The 18,132-nt window shown below is 71.2% G+C and carries 17 protein-coding genes and 1 pseudogene; 11 read left to right on the top strand and 7 right to left on the bottom strand.

Features of this window, described 5'->3' with window-relative positions:
• The first annotated feature begins 44 nt into the window (after window positions 1-44).
• The 7 genes from dacB (at window position 45) to ACFXGI_RS07935 (ending at window position 8,065) form a co-directional block, all read left to right on the top strand.
• The gene (gene dacB / locus ACFXGI_RS07965) at window positions 45-1,523 is read left to right on the top strand and encodes a D-alanyl-D-alanine carboxypeptidase/D-alanyl-D-alanine-endopeptidase (RefSeq protein WP_384704600.1); all 1,479 of its coding nucleotides are present in this window, start codon (window positions 45-47) and stop codon (window positions 1,521-1,523) included.
• Between the two features lie 58 nt (window positions 1,524-1,581).
• On the top strand, window positions 1,582-2,709 hold the full coding sequence (locus tag ACFXGI_RS07960) for a zinc-dependent metalloprotease (RefSeq protein WP_384704599.1): 1,128 nt from the start codon (window positions 1,582-1,584) through the stop codon (window positions 2,707-2,709).
• A gap of 290 nt (window positions 2,710-2,999) precedes the next feature.
• Window positions 3,000-4,052, top strand: coding sequence for a tRNA lysidine(34) synthetase TilS (gene tilS / locus ACFXGI_RS07955; RefSeq protein ID WP_384704598.1), 1,053 nt, complete (start codon window positions 3,000-3,002; stop codon window positions 4,050-4,052).
• A 65-nt stretch (window positions 4,053-4,117) separates the two neighbouring features.
• Window positions 4,118-4,678 (top strand): hypoxanthine phosphoribosyltransferase, encoded by a 561-nt coding sequence (gene hpt / locus ACFXGI_RS07950; RefSeq protein ID WP_384704597.1) that lies wholly within the window; start codon window positions 4,118-4,120, stop codon window positions 4,676-4,678.
• Window positions 4,679-4,885: 207 nt separating this feature from the next.
• Entirely contained in the window at window positions 4,886-6,907 is a 2,022-nt protein-coding gene (gene ftsH, locus ACFXGI_RS07945) for an ATP-dependent zinc metalloprotease FtsH (RefSeq protein ID WP_384704596.1), read from the top strand.
• Between the two features lie 113 nt (window positions 6,908-7,020).
• Entirely contained in the window at window positions 7,021-7,629 is a 609-nt protein-coding gene (gene folE, locus ACFXGI_RS07940; RefSeq protein ID WP_384704595.1) for a GTP cyclohydrolase I FolE, read from the top strand.
• 4 nt (window positions 7,630-7,633) lie between these two features.
• Window positions 7,634-8,065: a hypothetical protein gene (locus ACFXGI_RS07935; protein WP_384704594.1), complete on the top strand. Its 432-nt coding sequence runs from the start codon at window positions 7,634-7,636 to the stop codon at window positions 8,063-8,065.
• A 71-nt stretch (window positions 8,066-8,136) separates the two neighbouring features.
• Here ACFXGI_RS07935 and ACFXGI_RS07930 read toward each other — a convergent pair whose 3' ends face one another.
• The 6 genes from ACFXGI_RS07930 to ACFXGI_RS07905 all read right to left on the bottom strand — a co-directional run bounded on the left by ACFXGI_RS07930 (window position 8,137) and on the right by ACFXGI_RS07905 (window position 13,134).
• Window positions 8,137-8,625 (bottom strand): DUF3180 domain-containing protein, encoded by a 489-nt coding sequence (locus ACFXGI_RS07930; protein ID WP_384704593.1) that lies wholly within the window; start codon window positions 8,623-8,625, stop codon window positions 8,137-8,139.
• Between the two features lie 68 nt (window positions 8,626-8,693).
• Window positions 8,694-9,302, bottom strand: coding sequence for a 2-amino-4-hydroxy-6-hydroxymethyldihydropteridine diphosphokinase (folK, locus tag ACFXGI_RS07925; protein WP_384704592.1), 609 nt, complete (start codon window positions 9,300-9,302; stop codon window positions 8,694-8,696).
• Window positions 9,299-9,658 carry a dihydroneopterin aldolase gene (folB, locus tag ACFXGI_RS07920; RefSeq protein WP_030158540.1) on the bottom strand — a complete coding sequence of 120 codons (360 nt, stop codon included), beginning with the start codon at window positions 9,656-9,658 and terminating at the stop codon, window positions 9,299-9,301. The genes folK and folB overlap by 4 nt, the downstream gene beginning before the upstream one ends.
• Before the next feature lie 130 nt (window positions 9,659-9,788).
• Window positions 9,789-10,232 carry a nuclear transport factor 2 family protein gene (locus tag ACFXGI_RS07915; RefSeq protein ID WP_308284605.1) on the bottom strand — a complete coding sequence of 148 codons (444 nt, stop codon included), beginning with the start codon at window positions 10,230-10,232 and terminating at the stop codon, window positions 9,789-9,791.
• A 22-nt stretch (window positions 10,233-10,254) separates the two neighbouring features.
• Window positions 10,255-11,127: a dihydropteroate synthase gene (gene folP, locus ACFXGI_RS07910; RefSeq protein ID WP_384704591.1), complete on the bottom strand. Its 873-nt coding sequence runs from the start codon at window positions 11,125-11,127 to the stop codon at window positions 10,255-10,257.
• Between the two features lie 147 nt (window positions 11,128-11,274).
• Window positions 11,275-13,134 carry a phosphatidylglycerol lysyltransferase domain-containing protein gene (locus tag ACFXGI_RS07905; RefSeq protein ID WP_384704590.1) on the bottom strand — a complete coding sequence of 620 codons (1,860 nt, stop codon included), beginning with the start codon at window positions 13,132-13,134 and terminating at the stop codon, window positions 11,275-11,277.
• Window positions 13,135-13,286: 152 nt separating this feature from the next.
• Between ACFXGI_RS07905 and ACFXGI_RS07900 the strand changes: the two genes are divergently transcribed.
• Window positions 13,287-14,396, top strand: a complete 1,110-nt coding sequence (locus tag ACFXGI_RS07900; protein ID WP_384704589.1) for an alpha/beta hydrolase — start codon at window positions 13,287-13,289, stop codon at window positions 14,394-14,396.
• Window positions 14,397-14,433: 37 nt separating this feature from the next.
• Here the strand turns inward: ACFXGI_RS07900 and ACFXGI_RS07895 are convergent, their stop codons facing one another.
• Window positions 14,434-15,402: an ABC transporter ATP-binding protein gene (locus tag ACFXGI_RS07895; RefSeq protein ID WP_384704588.1), complete on the bottom strand. Its 969-nt coding sequence runs from the start codon at window positions 15,400-15,402 to the stop codon at window positions 14,434-14,436.
• Between the two features lie 154 nt (window positions 15,403-15,556).
• Between ACFXGI_RS07895 and ACFXGI_RS07890 the strand changes: the two genes are divergently transcribed.
• From ACFXGI_RS07890 to ACFXGI_RS07880, 3 genes and pseudogenes are all read left to right on the top strand, one after another.
• A complete protein-coding gene (locus ACFXGI_RS07890; RefSeq protein WP_384704587.1) occupies window positions 15,557-16,306 on the top strand; it encodes an ABC transporter permease in 750 nt (249 codons plus the stop codon).
• A gap of 4 nt (window positions 16,307-16,310) precedes the next feature.
• A pseudogene (locus ACFXGI_RS07885) lies at window positions 16,311-16,980 on the top strand (ABC transporter permease); the annotation flags it as partial.
• A 64-nt stretch (window positions 16,981-17,044) separates the two neighbouring features.
• Entirely contained in the window at window positions 17,045-18,037 is a 993-nt protein-coding gene (locus tag ACFXGI_RS07880) for an ABC transporter substrate-binding protein (protein ID WP_384704586.1), read from the top strand.
• Window positions 18,038-18,132 lie beyond the last annotated feature (95 nt).

Genomic DNA, 18,132 nt, shown 5'->3' with positions numbered 1-18,132 from the left:
CCATGCTCGCGGCAAGACGCAGTGGTTAAGTGTCCCTCACGCATATGTGTGATCGCGAAAGGGGCTGGTCCGAGGTGCCATTGGTCAAGACGTGGCAGCTCATCGCGGTGTCGGCCGTCGCCGGCCTCGCCCTGTCGGTGGCCGCGGTGGCCGCCGCCGGTCCTTGGGACTCCGGCCAGCGTAAGGCCGAGCGGGACAGGGCCGCCTCCCGGGGCCTTACGGGTGGCGCAGATCACGGCGACGACCGCGCCGGCGGGCCGCTGCCGCAGGCCGCGCCCAGCGCCCCCGGGGTGCTCCCGGGGATCGGCCCGGGGGCCGTGCGCACGGCCGGCAGCGGAATCGTGGCCGCCGATCCGGGGCGGTTCGCCGAGGTGCTGCGGCCTCTGCTGGCCGACCCCGCGCTCGGGAGCGTCCGTACGGCCTCGGTGGTGGACACCGCCACCGGGCAGGTGCTCTTCGAGTCCGGACCGCGCGAGGCCATGACCCCCGCCTCCACCACCAAGATCGCCACCGCGGCGGCGGCCCTCGCCGCGCTCGGCCCCGAGTACCGGATCCGGACCACCGTGGCCCCCGGGGCCGGCCCCGGGGAGATCGTCCTGGTCGGCGGCGGCGACCCCTCCCTCACCGCCAGGAAGAAGAGCCCCGCCGGGTCCGGCGGCAGCCTCGTCGCCCTCGCCGCCGACACCGCCCAGGCCCTCAAGGCCGCCGGCACCGACTCCGTGCGCCTCGGCTACGACGACACCCTCTTCACCGGCCCCGCCCGCCACCCGATCGGCGAGAACCCCAACATCGCGCCGGTCACCGCCCTGGCGGCCGACGAGGGCCGCACCGACGACTCCACCTCCGGCCCCGCCGACCGGGTCGCAGACCCCGCCAGGGAGACGGCCCGCTCCTTCGCGGCCCTGCTGAAGGACCGCGGCATCAAGGTCACCGCCGACCCGGCCAAGGCCACGGCGCCCGCCGGGGTCCAGCCGCTCGCCACCACCCTCTCCACCCCGCTCGCCGGGCTCGTCGAGCGGATGCTGACCAACAGCGACAACGACATCGCCGAGGTCCTCGCCCGCCAGACCGCCCTCGCCTCCGGGCAGCCCGCCAGCTTCGAGGGCGCCGAGAAAGCCGTCACCGGCCGGCTCACCGCCCTCGGCGTCGACACGTCCGGCTCCCGGTTCGCCGACGGCAGCGGCCTCAACCGCGCCGACAGGATCAGCACCGGGCTGCTCGCCGGACTCCTCGCCAAGGCCGCCGACCCGCAACGGCCGGAGCTGCGGCCCGTGCTCACCGGACTGCCCGTCGCCGGATTCACCGGGACCCTGCGCAGCCGCAACACCGGCACCTCACCGGCGGCCGGCCTGGTCCGGGCCAAGACGGGCACCCTGACCGGCGTGAACTCCCTCGCCGGGACCGTCGTCGACTCCTCCGGGCGACTGCTCGCCTTCGCGTTCCTGACCGCGAACACCCCCGACCCCGGGGCCGCGGAGAAGGGCCTCGACAAGCTCGCCGCGGCCGTCGCCCGCGCTTCGTAGCGCCTCCCGGCGCCTCCGAGGGGATCCGCCGCGGCGCCGGTCCACGTACCGTTGACGCATGACGAGCATCGGTGGTGCCGAGATGGTCGACTGGAATCTCGCGGTGGCGACCGCGACCCGGCTGGTACGGCCTGGTCCCGAGGTCAGCCGCGACGAGGCCCGCGCCGTGGTGGCGGAGCTGCGCGGGCATGCGAAGACCTCCGAACGCCACGTCCGCGAGTTCACCCGGATGATCCCCGAAGGGGCCGTCGTCCCCGACACCCCCGTCCTCGTCGTCGACCGGGCCGGCTGGGTCCGGGCCAACGTGGCCGGCTTCCGCGAGCTCCTCGCCCCGCTGCTCGGCAAGATGCAGGACCGCCGCGCCGGCGCCCCGGCGGGCGCCGTCCTCGGCGCCGTCGGCGGCAAGGTCACCGGCGTCGAGCTGGGCATGCTGCTCAGCTTCCTGGCCTCCCGCGTGCTCGGCCAGTACGAGACCTTCGCCCCGGCTGGGCGCGACCTGCCGGGCTCGGCCGCGGGCGGCGGCCGGCTGCTGCTCGTCGCCCCGAACATCGTCCACGTCGAGCGCGAGCTGGACGTGCGTCCGCACGACTTCCGGCTGTGGGTCTGCCTCCACGAGGAGACGCACCGTACGCAGTTCACGGCCGTCCCCTGGCTGCGCGACCACCTGGAGGGCGAGATCCAGACGTTCCTGAGCGCCACCGAGGTCGACCCGGCGACCGTCCTGAATCGGCTGCGCGAGGCCGCGCAGTCCTTCGCCGGAGCCCGCCCCGACTCCGAGCAGGGCGACGAGGGCCGCTCCCTGGTCGAGCTCGTCCAGACCCCCGAGCAGCGCGAGGTGCTCGGCCGCCTGACCGCCGTCATGTCCCTGCTGGAAGGTCACGCCGACTACGTCATGGACGGCGTCGGCCCCTCCGTGGTGCCCTCGGTCGCCGAGATCCGGGAGAAGTTCCAGCAGCGCAGGGCCAGCGGGGCGGGACGCCTCGACGCCGCGCTGCGCAAGCTGCTGGGGCTCGACGCCAAGCTGCGCCAGTACCGCGACGGCGAGCGGTTCGTACGGGCCGTCGTCGGCCAGGTCGGCATGGACGGCTTCAACCGGGTCTGGACCTCCCCGAACACATTGCCGACGAAGGCGGAGATCGCCAAGCCCGCGGACTGGGTCGCGCGGGTGCACCGCAAGGGCGAATAGGAGCGAAGGGGAGTGACTCAGGGGGCGTAAACATGTCCCACTGGGGGAAGAAGCGTCACCCGTCCGAGGGACCGTGGGGCGTGGAAGGGCGTGCGATGCTCAGGGAACGGCTCGGTTCTGTCACCATCGACGCACTCTGAGTGACAACCCTCATCTCGCGGGGCTCCCAGCGGGGGGCTCCTCACGGGAGCCGGGACACCGGGCAGCGTCGAACAGCACCGAACAGCAGCCGTTCCAGCACCACACCCCCAGCCTTCGAGGCATCCGAACTCCACCGAAGGGCACCGGACATGGGTCCCCATCCTGCGGTCGCGGCGATACGCCTGGCGGTCCGCCGCGTACTCCACGACGTCCTCACCGACCTCACCGACCTCACCGACCGTCCCGCCGGCCGCCAAGGGCCCGCCGCGGCCGGCGGCACCCCGCCACTCGTACTCGTCGCCTGCTCCGGCGGCGCCGACTCGATGGCCCTCGCCTCCGCCCTGGCCTTCGAGGCGCCCAAGCTGGGCATCCGGGCCGGCGGCATCACCGTCGACCACGGCCTCCAGGCCGGCTCCGACCTGCGCGCCGCCGAGGTCGTCACCCGCATGACCGCGCTCCGCCTCGACCCGGTGGAGTCCGCCTCCGTGCGCGTCGGCCGCGACGGCGGGCCCGAGGCCGCCGCCCGTGACGCCCGCTACGCCGCCCTGGACGAGGCCGCCGACCGTCTGGGCGCCGCCGCCGTACTGCTCGGCCACACCCGGGACGATCAAGCCGAAACCGTCCTGCTGGGCCTTGCCCGCGGCTCCGGGATCCGCTCGCTGTCCGGCATGGCCGAGGTGTCGGGCGGACCGGGCCGCAGCCACCGCTACCGCCGCCCCTTCCTCCAGATCGACCGGCAGACCGCCCGCAAGGCCTGCATGGTCCAGTCCCTGCCGGTCTGGGACGACCCGCACAACATCGACCCCGCCTACACCCGCTCCCGGCTCCGCCACGAGGGACTGCCCGCCCTCGAGAAGGCGCTGGGCAAGGGAGTGGTCGAGGCGCTGGCCCGCACCGCCCAACTGTCCCGCGACGACGCCGACGCCCTCGACTCCTGGGCCGCCGAGGCCGAGACCGGCGTACGGGACGAGGACGGCCGGCTGGAGTGCGCCAAGCTGTACGCCCTGCCCCCGGCCGTCCGTCGCCGCGTGCTGCGCAGGGCCGTGGTCGCGGCCGGTTCCCCGGCGGGCTCCCTCTTCGCCCGCCACATCGAGGAAGTGGACCGGCTCATCACCGGATGGCGGGGCCAGGGCGCCATCAACCTGCCCGGCCGGGTCGAGGCCCAGCGGCAGGGTGGCAGACTTGTCATCCGGCAGGGCTGATTGGTGCTGAAACACGGCTGAGTCCTCCGGGGGCACCCCCGGAGCCCCGGCCGCAAACGAAAGTGATGCGGGTGGACGAGAAGGACATGGGCAGCGACCTCCAGTCGGTGCTCATCACCAAGGAAGAGATCGACGCGAAGCTGGCCGAGCTGGCCGCGAAGATCGACGCGGAGTACGCGGGCAAGGACCTGCTCATCGTCGGCGTCCTCAAGGGCGCGGTGATGGTGATGGCGGACCTGGCGCGTGCCTTGTCCACCCCGCTCACCATGGACTGGATGGCGGTGTCCTCGTACGGCGCCGGGACCCAGTCCTCCGGTGTGGTCCGGATCCTCAAGGACCTGGACACCGACATCAAGGACAAGCACGTCCTGATCGTCGAGGACATCATCGACTCGGGCCTGACCCTGTCCTGGCTGCTGTCGAACCTGGGCTCCCGCCAGCCGGCCTCGCTCGAGGTCGTCACGCTGCTGCGCAAGCCCGACGCCGCGAAGGTCGCGATCGACGTGAAGTGGGTCGCCTTCGACATCCCGAACGAGTTCGTCGTCGGCTACGGCCTCGACTACGCGGAGAAGTACCGCAACCTGCCGTTCGTCGGCACCCTCGCCCCGCACGTCTACGGCGGCTGACGCCCCGGACGGGATCGGGCCCCGGTCGGGGCCCGCTCAGGGGAACCCTGGAACGATTCCTGCCGTTGGAGCAGGGGAAAGCAGTTCTGTCAGCCGTCCCACGAGGCCGCGGGTGACAATACAGGGGTACATTCCGAAGAACAGTCTTTACTCACAGCAGCATTTACCTACGGGCAGGAGGGACGGGGCGCCTGGCGCCCCGTATGGATGGACGTGAAGCGATACTTCCGTGGGCCGGTCATGTGGATCGTGCTGGCCGTCCTCGCCGTGGTCGTGTTGATGAACGTCGTCGGCTCCGGCGGCGGCTACAAGTCGGTGGAGACCAGCGAGGTCATCAAGGCGATCAACAGTGGCCAGGTGGAGAGCGCCAAGCTCACCACCGGTGACAGCCAGATGATCAAGATCGAGCTGAAGAAGGACCAGAAGCTCGGCGACAACGACGGCACCAAGTTCCAGGCCAACTACATCGGGGACCAGGGCGTCCAGCTCGCCCAGAACCTCCAGACCAAGTTCGAAGCCGGTCAGATCCCGGACGGGTACACCGTCTCTCCGGACAAGACCAGCCCGTTCCTCAGCGTGCTGCTCTCCCTGCTGCCCTTCGTCCTCATCGTCGTCGTCTTCCTGTTCCTGATGAATCAGATGCAGGGCGGCGGCTCCCGGGTGATGAACTTCGGGAAGTCCAAGGCCAAGCTCATCACCAAGGACACCCCGAAGACGACGTTCGCCGACGTCGCGGGCTCGGACGAGGCCGTCGAGGAACTCCACGAGATCAAGGAGTTCCTGCAGGAGCCGGCCAAGTTCCAGGCCGTCGGTGCCAAGATCCCCAAGGGCGTGCTGCTGTACGGCCCGCCCGGTACCGGCAAGACCCTGCTGGCCCGCGCCGTCGCGGGTGAGGCCGGCGTCCCGTTCTACTCGATCTCCGGTTCCGACTTCGTCGAGATGTTCGTCGGTGTCGGCGCCTCGCGTGTCCGCGACCTGTTCGAGCAGGCCAAGGCCAACGCCCCGGCGATCGTCTTCGTCGACGAGATCGACGCCGTCGGCCGGCACCGCGGTGCGGGTCTCGGCGGCGGCCACGACGAGCGCGAGCAGACCCTGAACCAGCTGCTCGTCGAGATGGACGGCTTCGACGTGAAGGGCGGCGTCATCCTGATCGCCGCCACGAACCGCCCGGACATCCTCGACCCGGCGCTGCTGCGCCCGGGCCGTTTCGACCGGCAGATCGCGGTCGACCGTCCGGACATGCAGGGCCGTCTGGAGATCCTCAAGGTCCACCAGAAGGGCAAGCCGGTCGCTCCGGACGTCGACCTTTCGGCCGTCGCCCGCCGCACCCCCGGCTTCACCGGTGCCGATCTGTCCAACGTCCTGAACGAGGCGGCGCTCCTCACCGCCCGTTCGGACCGCAAGCTGATCGACAACGACATGCTGGACGAGGCGATCGACCGCGTCGTGGCGGGCCCGCAGAAGCGGACCCGGATCATGTCGGACCGGGAAAAGAAGATCACCGCGTACCACGAGGGCGGCCACGCCCTGGTCGCGGCGGCCTCCCCGAACTCCGACCCGGTCCACAAGATCACGATCCTGTCCCGCGGCCGGGCCCTGGGCTACACCATGGTCCTGCCCGACGAGGACAGGTACTCGACCACGCGCAACGAGATGCTCGACCAGCTGGCGTACATGCTGGGCGGGCGCGCGGCCGAGGAGCTGGTCTTCCACGACCCGACGACCGGCGCGGCGAACGACATCGAGAAGGCCACGGCGACGGCCCGCGCGATGGTGACCCAGTACGGCATGACCGAGCGCCTCGGCGCGATCAAGTTCGGCGGGGACAACACCGAGCCGTTCCTGGGCCGCGAGATGTCGCACCCGCGGGACTACTCGGAAGAGGTCGCGGCGCTCGTCGACGAAGAGGTCAAGAAGCTCATCGAGACGGCGCACAACGAGGCCTGGGAGATCCTGGTCGAGAACCGCGACGTCCTCGACAACCTGGTCCTCGCGCTCCTCGAGAAGGAGACGCTGGGCAAGGAGGAGATCGCCGAGGTCTTCTCGACGATCGTGAAGCGCCCGGCCCGCCCGGCGTGGACCGGATCCTCGCACCGCACCCCGTCGACCCGTCCGCCGGTGCTCTCTCCCAAGGAGCTCCAGCTGACGAACTCGGCGAACGGCACCTCGGCGGTCACGCCGGCCGTGTCCGTGGAGAAGGACCCCGCGCCGGAGGACCGCGCCGAGTAGCCCTCGGCCGGACCGTCCCGGAATGGATGCCGCGCCCCCCAGGTTCTAGCCTGGGGGCGCGGCACTTTTGCGTGCCCGTGAGAGGCGCCAGTGCACACAGGAACGAGGAAGAGATGACCGACCCAGTGACCCTGACCGGTGACGAGGGCACGATCGGCGAGTTCGACGAGAAGCGCGCCCAGGCGGCGGTCCGCGAACTCCTGATCGCGGTCGGCGAGGACCCGGACCGCGAAGGCCTCCTCGAGACCCCGGCCCGTGTGGCCCGCGCGTACAAGGAGATATTCGCCGGCCTCTACCAGAAGCCCGAAGAGGTCCTGACGACCACCTTCGACCTGGGGCACGACGAGATGGTCCTGGTGAAGGACATCGAGGTCATGAGCAACTGTGAGCACCACCTGGTGCCGTTCCACGGCGTGGCGCACGTCGGCTACATCCCGTCCGTCGACGGCAAGATCACCGGGCTGTCGAAGCTGGCCCGCCTCGTGGACGTGTTCGCCCGCCGTCCTCAGGTACAGGAGCGGCTGACCACGCAGATAGCGGACTCCCTGATGGAGATCCTGGAGCCGCGCGGGGTCATCGTCGTCGTCGAGTGCGAGCACATGTGCATGACCATGCGCGGGGTCCGCAAGCCCGGTGCCAAGACGATCACCTCGGCGGTCCGCGGCCAGCTCCGCGACCCCGCGACCCGCAACGAGGCCATGAGCCTGATCATCGCGCGCTGAGCGGATGGGCGCGGGGGCGGCCGCGGCCGCGGGCGGGGCCGGTCAGGAAGCGGGGGGCGAGGCCGCCGATGGCTGGAAGCCGCTGAGCGAGGACGTCCGGCGGACCCTGGAGGTGCTGTTCGACGGGGATTCGGACGCCCGGCGCGGCTTTCGGGCGCAGATTCCGTACACCGTGATGAGAACGGACTGCTGCTCCTGCCCGTGCGTGCTCCTGAGCGTGGACGCGGAGGGGGTGGCGGCCGTGCCGATGGAGAAGGCGACCGGCTCGGTCGCGGGCGCCCCCCTCGTCAACGCGCGGGGTGGCTACGACGGCGAGGCGACCGTCCTCGCGTCCGGCGGTTTCCTCGTCGACCTGCAGTTCTGCGACTGGGAGGACCGGGGGCCGGAGCCGCTCCGGCTCTGGGAGTGGCTGGGCCCCCGCCACGACGTGGCCTAGACGGAGACCCCCGGGGCGCGGGCCGAGCCCGCGCGGCGGGTGGCCGGCCCCCACCGCGCCCGGTGGGGCCGTCAGGCGCGGGAGGGGGCCTGGGGGGCGGTGTCGTCGTCCTCGGGGAGTTTGAGGACGTGCTCCAGGAAGAGGGCGGCGGCGATGACGGCCGCGCCCGCCAGGACCGCGAAGCCGGCGTACCAGGTCTGGTCGCGGCGGGCGGGGACGTCGAGGGAGTCCAGCAGCAGGAAGACGCCCACGCCGCCGTACATGCCCGCCACGAGGGCCGCCACGAGGGCGCTGGCCTGTCCGAAGACGACCGCGCGGGCCGCCATCAGCGGCTCCACGCCCTTGGCGCCCGGCCGCCGCTCGCGCTGCGCCTTGAGGCGGGCGCGGAGCGAGAGGGCCGTGGCCAGCAGGACGACCGCGATGGCGCCCAGCACGATGGGCGCGGCGAGCGGGACGCCCGGCAGGTTCCCGTACGCGTTCCACAGCCGGGCGCCCGCCCAGGACAGCACCCCGGCGACGGCGAAGATCCCCGCCAGGACCGCCGGCCTCAGTTGCTTCACGTACCCGTTCCCCGCTTTCCGCGCCGCCGACTCATCGGCGTTCCTCGGCCATAGCCACAGGTTAACGACTACTCGGGCAGGCGGAGTTCCAGGTCCGGGCGCGGCGTGACGCCCGCCAGGCCGATTCCGGCCAGCAGCGCGGCGACGGGGCCGCGGCCCGGGATCTGCGCCTCGGGGTCGATGTCGTTCCACGGGGCCAGGACGAAGGCCCGCTGGTGGGCCCGCGGGTGCGGGAGGGTGAGGACCGGGTCGTCCGAGACCACGTCGGCGTACGACACGATGTCGACGTCGATCGTGCGCGGGCCCCAGCGCTCCTCGCGGACGCGGTCGAAGGCCTCTTCGATGGCGTGGCCGCGCTCCAGCAGGGAGGACGGCGGCAGGGTGGTCTTCAGCGCGACGACCGCGTTGAGGTACGAGGGCTGCGAGCCGGGCTCGACGCCCCACGGCTCGGTCTCGTAGACGGGGGAGACGGCCTTGACCCGCAGGCCGGGGGTGTCCCCGAGGGCGTCGATGGCGCCCTGGAGGGTCTCCAGGCGGTTGCCGAGGTTCGCGCCGAGCGCGATGACGGCCCACTTGGGGTTGGAGAGGGTGGTGTCGGCGGCGTCCACCGTCTCCACGACGGATGCGGGCACCGGCTGGACGGTGGGGTCGCTCGGGGCGTTCAGTCCGTTGTTCACACGCGGCTCCGGGTGATCGTGATGGTCACGTCGTCGAAGGGGACGGTGATGGGGGCGTCCGGTTTGTGGACGACGACCTCCACCTGTGCCACCGCTTCGTGCTTGAGGCACTGCTGGGCGATCCGCTCGGCGAGGGTCTCGATCAGGTCGACGGGTTCTCCCTGGACCACATCGACGACCTCTTCGGCGACGACCCCGTAGTGCACGGTCTTCGCCAGGTCGTCGTCGGCCGCCGCGGGGCGGGTGTCGATGTGCAGCACGAGGTCGACGATGAAGGTCTGGCCTTCCTCGCGTTCCCGGGGGAAGACGCCGTGGTGCCCGCGAGCCTTGAGGCCGCGCAGCGCGACACGATCCACGCGAATCACTCCTGCTTTCGTAGGTGCTTCCGGTCCGGGACTCCCCGGATCCATGGGCCTAAGCCGAGTGCGGTCGGCGTCGTCCGTCTTCGAATTTACCTGCGAAAGACTTCGGGCCCCGCCGTCGGGGTCAGGCGGAGTCCTCCGCCTCGTCCTCCTCGGAGTCCGTCAGCACGGGAGAACCGTGGTGGGACCAGAGCCGCCACCCCTCCGATGTGCGTCGGAACACATTCGTGGCGACGACCAGCTGGCCGACGAGCGGGCCGAGTTCTCCGCCGTCCTCGGCGGGCCCGCCGCTGAGGATGTTCTCCGTACACGTCACCAGTGCTGTGTCACCTATGACGGCGACCTTCGTGTCGGTGAGGAAGAACTGGATGTAGTCGGTGTGGGACATGATCAGCGCGTACGAGCGCAGCACCTCGCCGCGGCCGGAGAGCACCGGCCAGCCGGGATGCACGCAGGAGATCTCGTCCTCGAGCCAGAGCGCCGACAGTGCGTCGAAGTCCCCCCGTTCCATGGCCTCGTAGAAGGCCGTGTTGACCTCGTCGACCGCTTCGATGTCGGTTCTGCTCACCGTGCTCCTTCTCGTTCGATGGTCAAAGCGCTCCTTCCACGGCACGGGCCACCCGAACCGCGTCGGCGGTCGCCCGTACCTCGTGGACCCGTACGGCCCAGGCCCCCTGGTGGGCCGCGATGGCGGAGACGGCCGCGGTGGCGGCGTCGCGCTCGCGGGCGGGCGGCGGGGCGGCATCGGCCGCGCCCGCCAGGATCCGGCCGAGGAATCGTTTGCGCGAGGCGGCGACCAGCAGCGGGAAGCCGAGGGCACGCAGCTCGGGGAGGTGGGCGACCAGGGCCAGGTCGTGCTCGGCCATCTTCGCGAAGCCGAGGCCGGGATCGACGAGGAGGCGCTCGGGGGCGATCCCGCCGGCCACGACGGCGTCGATGCGGACCCGGAGCTCGGCGGTGACCTCGGCGACGACGTCCTCGTAGACGGCGAGCTTGTTCATGCCATCACTGAAGCCGCGCCAGTGCATCACCACGAACGGCACCTCGGCGGCGGCGACGGCCGGGATCATGCCGGGGTCGGCGAGTCCGCCGCTCACGTCGTTGACCAGCATCGCGCCGGCCGCGACGGCCTGGGCGGCCACGGAGGCGCGCATGGTGTCGACGGAGACGGCGACCCCCTCGGAGGCCAGGCCGCGCACCACGGGGACCACGCGGCGCAGCTCCTCCTCCTCGCCGACGCGGGAGGCGCCGGGGCGGGTGGACTCTCCGCCGACGTCGACGAGGTCGGCGCCCTGGGCGACGAGGTCGAGGCCGCGCTTGACGGCGGCGGTGGTGTCGAACCAGCGCCCGCCGTCGGAGAAGGAGTCGGGGGTGACGTTGACGACGCCCATGACCCCGCAGCGGTCCCATTCCGGCAGGCCTGCGACCCGGCCCCTGCCGGTGGCCCCGCGCTTGATGTTCATGGCTCCAGGGTAGGGCCGCCGCCCTGGCCGGGCCGTATGCGGCCGCTTCGGCCGCCCGGCACCGGACCGGGTGCACACGCCGAAGCCCGGTCCGCCGGGGATGCGGCGGACCGGGCTTCGTACCCGGGGGCGGGCCCCCGGGCGGGTCTACGCGACCTGGACCTCGCGCTCGGCCTTGGCCTGGGCCGGTACCGGGGCGGTCGGGTGCGTGTGGGCGCAGGTGCGGATCGGCTTGGGACGGCGGCGGCTGGCGAACAGCCGGGGCAGGGCCAGCGTGACGAAGCCCTCGGCCTGCATCACGGCGAAGCCGATGCGGGGCAGGTCGCGGCTGTTGCGGTAGACCATGAAGCGCGGCTCCCAGCGGGGGCGGAACTTCTCGTTGAACTTGTACAGCGACTCGATCTGGAACCAGCGGGACAGGAAGACCAGCAGGCTGCGCCACATGCGCAGGACCGGGCCCGCGCCGATCTTCTCGCCGCGGGCCAGGGCCGCGCGGAACATCGCGAAGTTCAGGGAGACCTTCTCGATGCCCAGGTCGGGGGCCTGCTGAAGGGAGGCGACGATCAGCAGCTCGTTCATGCCCGGGTCGGCGGCGCGGTCGCGGCGCATCATCTCCAGCGACATGCCGTCCTTGCCCCACGGCACGAAGTGCTGGATGGCCTTGAGGTCGCCGAACGGGCTGGTGTCGCCCTCCTCGACCCGGTGGGCGGTGGCGATGTAGCAGTCGCCGTCGCCCTCGTCGCCGACGCGGCCCAGGGCCATGGAGAAGCCGCGCTCGGTGTCGGTGCCGCGCCAGGCGACGGCCGCGCCGCGGACCTGATCCAGCTCCTCCTCGGTCAGCTCGCTGACGCGGCGGACCTTGGTGGTGTAGCCGTTGCGCTCGATGCGCTTCACCATCTGGCGGACGTTGCGCATGGGGCGGCCGGTGAGCGAGAAGTCTTTGACGTCGACGATCGCCTCGTCGCCCAGCTCCAGGGCGTCCAGCCCGGTCTCGCGGGTCCAGACCTCGCCGCCGGTCTCGCTGCAGCCCACGACGGCCGGGGTCCAGGAGTGGGCCTTGGCCTCCTCCATGAACCGCTCGATGGCGCCGGGCCAGGCCTCGACGTCGCCGATGGGGTCGCCGGAGGCGAGCATCACGCCGGAGACGACGCGGTAGGTGACGGCGGCCTTGCCGCTGGGGGAGAAGACGACGGCCTTGTCTCGGCGGAGCGCGAAGTGGCCCAGCGAGTCGCGGCCGCCGTGCTTGGTGAGCAGCTCGCGCAGCTTGGTCTCGTCGTCGGCGGTGAGCCGGGCGGCCGGGTGCTCGGGGCGGAAGGCCAGGTAGATGGTGGTGAGCGCGGTCAGCATGCCGAGGGCGCCGAGGGAGTAGCCCACGGTCCAGGAGACGCGGCCGGAGTAGTCGACCGGTCCCTCCATGCCGAAGAGCCCGTACACGACGTGGCTGATCTGCTCGTAAATACCCGGATGGCCGACGACGCGGCCGGGGTGGGAGTTGACGATGACCAGGCCCAGGCCGATGGAGCCGGCGCTCATCAGCACGAAGTTGGCGAGCGCCTTCCAGCGGCTGCGCGGGTCCGGCAGCGCCTTGAATTCACCCTGGTGGCGCACGATGAGTGCCAGGAGCACCGCCGCGAGGACGACGCTGATGACGGAGTGCCGGTACATGAACTGCGCCGCGGCCCCGGCCGGGAGCAGGACGACGGCGGCCCGCCAGGCCCGGCGCTTGCGGCGCTTGAGGCCGTGGGCGAGCAGGAGGAGCAGAACGCCCGCGCTGATGGCGAGGGCGGCTGCGAAGGGGCCCAGTGAACCGGGCAGGACCTCGGTGACCGCGTGGATCCGGCTGTGCCGGAACCGCGGGAAGACTCCCGCCGCGATGTCCAGAAGGCCGACGATCATGACGGCCGTACCTACCAGCCCGGGCACCGACTCCGGTCGTGGGCCGCGGAAGATTCGGCGGACCTGCTTCGGAACCTGTCCCGACTTATCGCCATCTATCCTGCTAGACATCGCTTCCCGTTGCTCCGCGAGAGATCATGTGGCCGAAGGCCGCGACAGCCTCCGGAGTGTGGTGCGTCCACTAGGACGACATCGGGGTCGAGCGGGTTCACTCTTCCGCCGAGAAAAACTAGTCCTGCCATCAGAAAGTCGACTGACTGCTCATGGGTCTCACCAGTAATACGGTTCTGGCGCTGGCCATCATCGCCGGTGTGCTGCTGTTCGCAGCCACGGTGTGGTTCTGGCCCCGGCTCTCGGGCCGCACCTGGCGTGCGCTGCTCGGCCGGGTCGCTCTCCTGCTCGCGACCCAGCTGGCGCTGTTCTCGGCCGTGGGCCTGGCGGCGAACAAGTCCTTCTCCTTCTACGGCTCGTGGGCGGACCTGTTCGGCCAGCAGACATCTGTCGGCAAGGTCGTGGACCACTCCATGAGCAGCAAGGACATCAAGGTCGTCGACAAGCAGAAGCTCGACGTGCCGGGCGGGGCCCAGCCCCAGGTCGGCGGACAGATCCTGAAGATTGCCATAACCGGGCAGAAGTCGAAAATAACGAGCCCCGGGTACGTGTGGCTGCCGCCGGAGTACTTCCAGCCGCAGCACAAGGAGCAGAACTTTCCGGCCTCCATCGTGCTGACGGGCTACCCGGGCACCGCCGAGAACCTGATCAAAGGGCTGAACTACCCGATGACGGCCTTCAAGCAGGCCAAGGCGGGCAAGATGAAGCCGATGATCCTGGTGATGCTGCGCCCGACCGTCGCGCCGCCGCGTGACACCGAGTGCGTGGACATACCCGGCGGACCGCAGACGGAGACCTTCTTCGCCGAGGACCTGCCGCAGGCCATCCAGGACACGTTCCGGGTCGGCGACAAGCCGCAGAACATGGGCTTCATCGGGAACTCGACGGGCGGCTACTGCGCCCTGAAGATCGCCGCGCACTACCCGCAGACCTTCGGCGCCGCCGCGGGTCTGTCCGCGTACTACGACGCGGCGAACGACGCGACGACCGGCAACCTGTTCCAGGGCGACGACAAGCTGAAGAAGCGTGCCGACGTCCTGCACAGCATCGAGCACAAGAAGCCGAACGGTACGTCCTTCCTGGTCACCAGCAGCGAGACGGGCGAGCCCAACCTCGACGACACCAAGAAGTTCATCAAGCTGGTCAAGGGCCCGGACCGGGTCTCCTCGATCATCCTCGACAGCGGCGGCCACAACTTCAACACCTGGCGCCGCGAGATCCCGCCGATGCTGGTGTGGATGAGCAACCGCATCCAGGCCTGACGCCCGGCCCCTGGCCCGAGGCCGGGCCCGGAGCCCCCTACGCCTCTTGCCGTTGGGCCCGGCGCAGCGCCCGGTGGACCCCCTCCGGGGTCAGTACGCCGACCAGCTCGCCGGAGTCCGGGTCCGTGACCCCGATCCGGCCGGAGTCCTCCTGCAGCAGCAGCGCGAGCGCCTCGCGCAGACTCGCCCCCAGCGCCACTTCGGCGGTGGGGGCTTTCCCGTCCGCCCCCGCCTGCGTCAGATCGGCCCGCTCCACCGGGGTGACCGCGAGCCGCTTCAGCCCGCGGTCGGCGCCGACGAAGGAGGCCACGTACTCGGTGGCCGGCGCGGCCAGCACCGCGGCCGGGCGCGCGAACTGCTCGATGGTGCCCGTGCCGTAGACGGCGATGCGGTCGCCGAGCCGGATCGCCTCCTCCAGGTCGTGCGTGACCAGCAGGATCGTCTTGCGCACCGTTCGCTGGAGCTCCAGGAACTCGTTCTGGAGCCGCTCGCGGACCACCGGGTCCACCGCCCCGAACGGCTCGTCCATCAGCAGCACCGGCGGATCGGCTGCCAGCGCCCTCGCGACGCCGACGCGCTGGCGCTGTCCGCCGGAGAGCTGCTCCGGGTACCGGCCCCCGTACACGGCCGGGTCCAGCCCCACCAGTTCGAGGAGCTCGGCCGCGCGGGCGCGGGCCTTGGCCTTGGGGGTGCCGATCAGCTGCGGGACGGTCGCGGTGTTCTCCAGCACCGTCTTGTGCGGGAACAGCCCGACCTGCTGGAGGACGTATCCGATGTGCCGGCGCAGCTCCACGGGATCGGCGCCCGCGATGTCCTCGCCGCCGAGCAGGATCCGGCCGGAGGTCGGCTCGATGAGCCGGTTGACCATCTTCATCGTGGTCGTCTTGCCGCAGCCGGACGGGCCCACGAGCGTGACCAGCTCACCCTCCGCCACCTCGAAGGACAGGTCCTCGACGGCCGTGGTCCCGTCGGGGTAGCGCTTGGTCACATGCTCGAATCGGATCACCCGCCCATCCTCCCCCACACGCTGCGGGTTGTTTGTGACGGGAGTATTACCCCGGTGCGAAGGTTTCCGGCCATTGTCAGCCCCGGGGGTTATGGTCGCTCTTGGCCGTGCCCGTTCGGACGGGTGTACGTGACGGTGGCAGGGGGGTGAGGGCATGGCCGGGCAGAACTGCCTGGTGGCGAACGACTGGATCTGCTGGGACTACGTCACGTCCCGCTCCCAGGAGCTCACCGACGCCACGGTCCAACACGTCTGGATCACGGGCGTTTCGGTGCTTGTCGGCCTCGTCGTGTCCCTCCCGCTGGCCCTGCTGGCCCGCCGCGGCCGGCGCTGGGCCGCACCCGTGCTGGGCCTGACCACCCTGCTCTACACGGTTCCCTCGCTCGCCATGTTCTCCCTGCTGCTGCCGCTGTTCGGACTGTCGGCCTCACTCGTGGTGACCGGGCTGGTCCTGTACTCGCTGACCATCCTGGTCCGCAACGCGATGGCCGGCCTGGAAGCCGTGCCCGAGGAGGTACGGGAGGCCGCGCGCGGGATGGGGTACGGGCCGGGTCGGCTGCTGTGGCAGGTCGAACTGCCGCTGGCGCTGCCCGCGCTGCTCGCCGGTGTGCGGATCGCCACGGTGTCCACGGTGGCCCTGACCACCGTCGGGTCCATCGTCGGCCAGGGCGGCCTCGGCAACCTCATCGCCCCGGCGGTCAACAGCTCCTTCAAGGCCCAGGTGCTCACGGCCTCCGTGCTGTGCGTCCTGCTCGCCCTGGTGGCGGACCTGCTGCTGCTCGGCGTGCAGCGGCTGCTCACGCCGTGGACCCGGGCGACGCGCGCGCCGCGGGCGGCCCGTCGGACGAAGCCGGTGCCCGCGGAGCCCGCCGCGCCGGCCGCGGCGACCGCGAAGGGGGCCTGAGGCGATGGGCGTGCTCGCGGGAGCCTGGGACTGGCTGGCGAACGGAGCCAACTGGTCCGGGGAGAACGGGGTGTGGCACCGGCTCGGCGAGCACGTCTACGTCAGCGGGATCTCCCTCGCCGTCGCCTGCGCCGTGGCCCTCCCCATCGGGCTGTGGCTCGGCCACATAGGCAAGGGCGGCGCGCTCGCCGTCAACATCTCCAACATCGGGCGGGCCGTCCCCGTCTTCGCGGTGCTGGCCCTGTTCATGGTCTCGCCGCTGCGCGGCGCGGGCTATCTGCCCACCATCGTCGCGCTCGTGCTCTTCGCCCTGCCGCCGCTGCTGACCAACGCGTACGTCGGCATGCGCGAGGTGGACCGCTCGGTGGTGGAGGCCGCCCGGGGCATGGGAATGTCCGGCGGCCAGCTGTTCTGGCGGGTGGAACTGCCGCTCGCGCGCGAGCTGGTGATGACCGGGCTGCGCTCGGGCGCCGTCCAGGTGATCGCCACGGCCACGATCGCGGCCATGGTGGGGCAGGGCGGCCTCGGCCGGATCATCACCGCCGGCTTCAACACGTACAACACTGCGCAGGTCTTCGCGGGGGCGCTGCTGGTGGCGGCGCTGGCCCTGCTGGTCGAGGGCGCCCTGGTGGCGGCAGGCCGGCTCTTCCCCCGTCCGGCGGCGCGCTGACGCGTCCGCCCGTCCCCGCGGGCCCTCCCTCGTTCGTTGGTCGTTCCCACTCCCTGGAGGAGCACAAGATGAGCAAGTCCACGCGCGTCCTCGGCGCCGTACTGGGGGCGGCGGCCCTGACCGCCTCCCTCGCCGCGTGCGGCGGCGACAGCCTGGAGAAGAGCAAGGACACCGGGTCGGGCGCCTCCGCCCCCTCGGACTCCGGCTCCGGTTCCGCCAAGGGCAAGGTCGTGATCGGCGCGGCCGGGTTCACGGAGTCCAACGTGCTGGCGGAGCTGTACGCACAGGTACTGGGGGACGCGGGCTACAGCACGTCGATCACCACGGTGAACAACCGCGAGCTCTACGAGCCCTCGCTGGAGAAGGGCGAGATCGACGTCGTCCCGGAGTACGCGGCCACCCTCGCGGAGTTCCTCAACGCCAAGGTGAACGGCCCGAAGGCGCCGGAGGAGAAGCCGGTCGCGTCGAGCGACGTGGCGGCGACGGTCGCGGGGCTGGAGAAGCTCGCGGCCCCGCTCGGCCTCAAGGCGCTGCCGGCCGGCCCGGCGGTCGACCAGAACGCCTTCGCGGTGTCGAAGGAATTCGCCCGGAAGAACAACCTGAAGACCCTTTCCGATCTTGGCAAGTCGGGGCTGAAGGTGAAGATCGCGGCGGGCGACGAATGCGCGGTACGGCCGTTCTGCGCACCGGGGTTGAAGAAGGCGTACGGAATCGACGTTTCCGGGATCGACCCGAAGGGCGTCGGCACCCCGCAGGCCAAGCAGGCGGTCAAGGACGGCGTGGACCAGCTGGCGCTCACGACCACCACGGACGCCACGCTCGACAGCTTCGGCCTGGTCCTGCTGGAGGACGACAAGAAGCTCCAGAACGCCGACAACGTCCTGCCGGTGGTCAACGCCAAGGACGCGGGATCCCCGGAGATCGCGGCCGCCCTCGACAAGCTGACCAAGGTCCTCACGACCGCCGACCTCGTCGAGTTGAACAAGCAGGTGGACGCCCAGCGCGAGAAGCCGGCGGATGCCGCGAAGGCCTATCTGAAGGCGAAGGGCCTCACGAAGTAGGAGTAGTTACGGGTTTGGTGGAGAAATGACGGGTAACTGCCCGGCCACAGATTGCCGGGCAGTTACCCCACGCACCCTCCACGCCCTGTAAATTT

Source organism: Streptomyces sp. NPDC059355 (genome assembly GCF_042752335.1).
Classification (GTDB): Bacteria; Actinomycetota; Actinomycetes; order Streptomycetales; family Streptomycetaceae; genus Streptomyces.
Note: the sequence above shows the minus strand (reverse complement) of the source record. Positions and strands in the feature narration are given on the sequence as shown.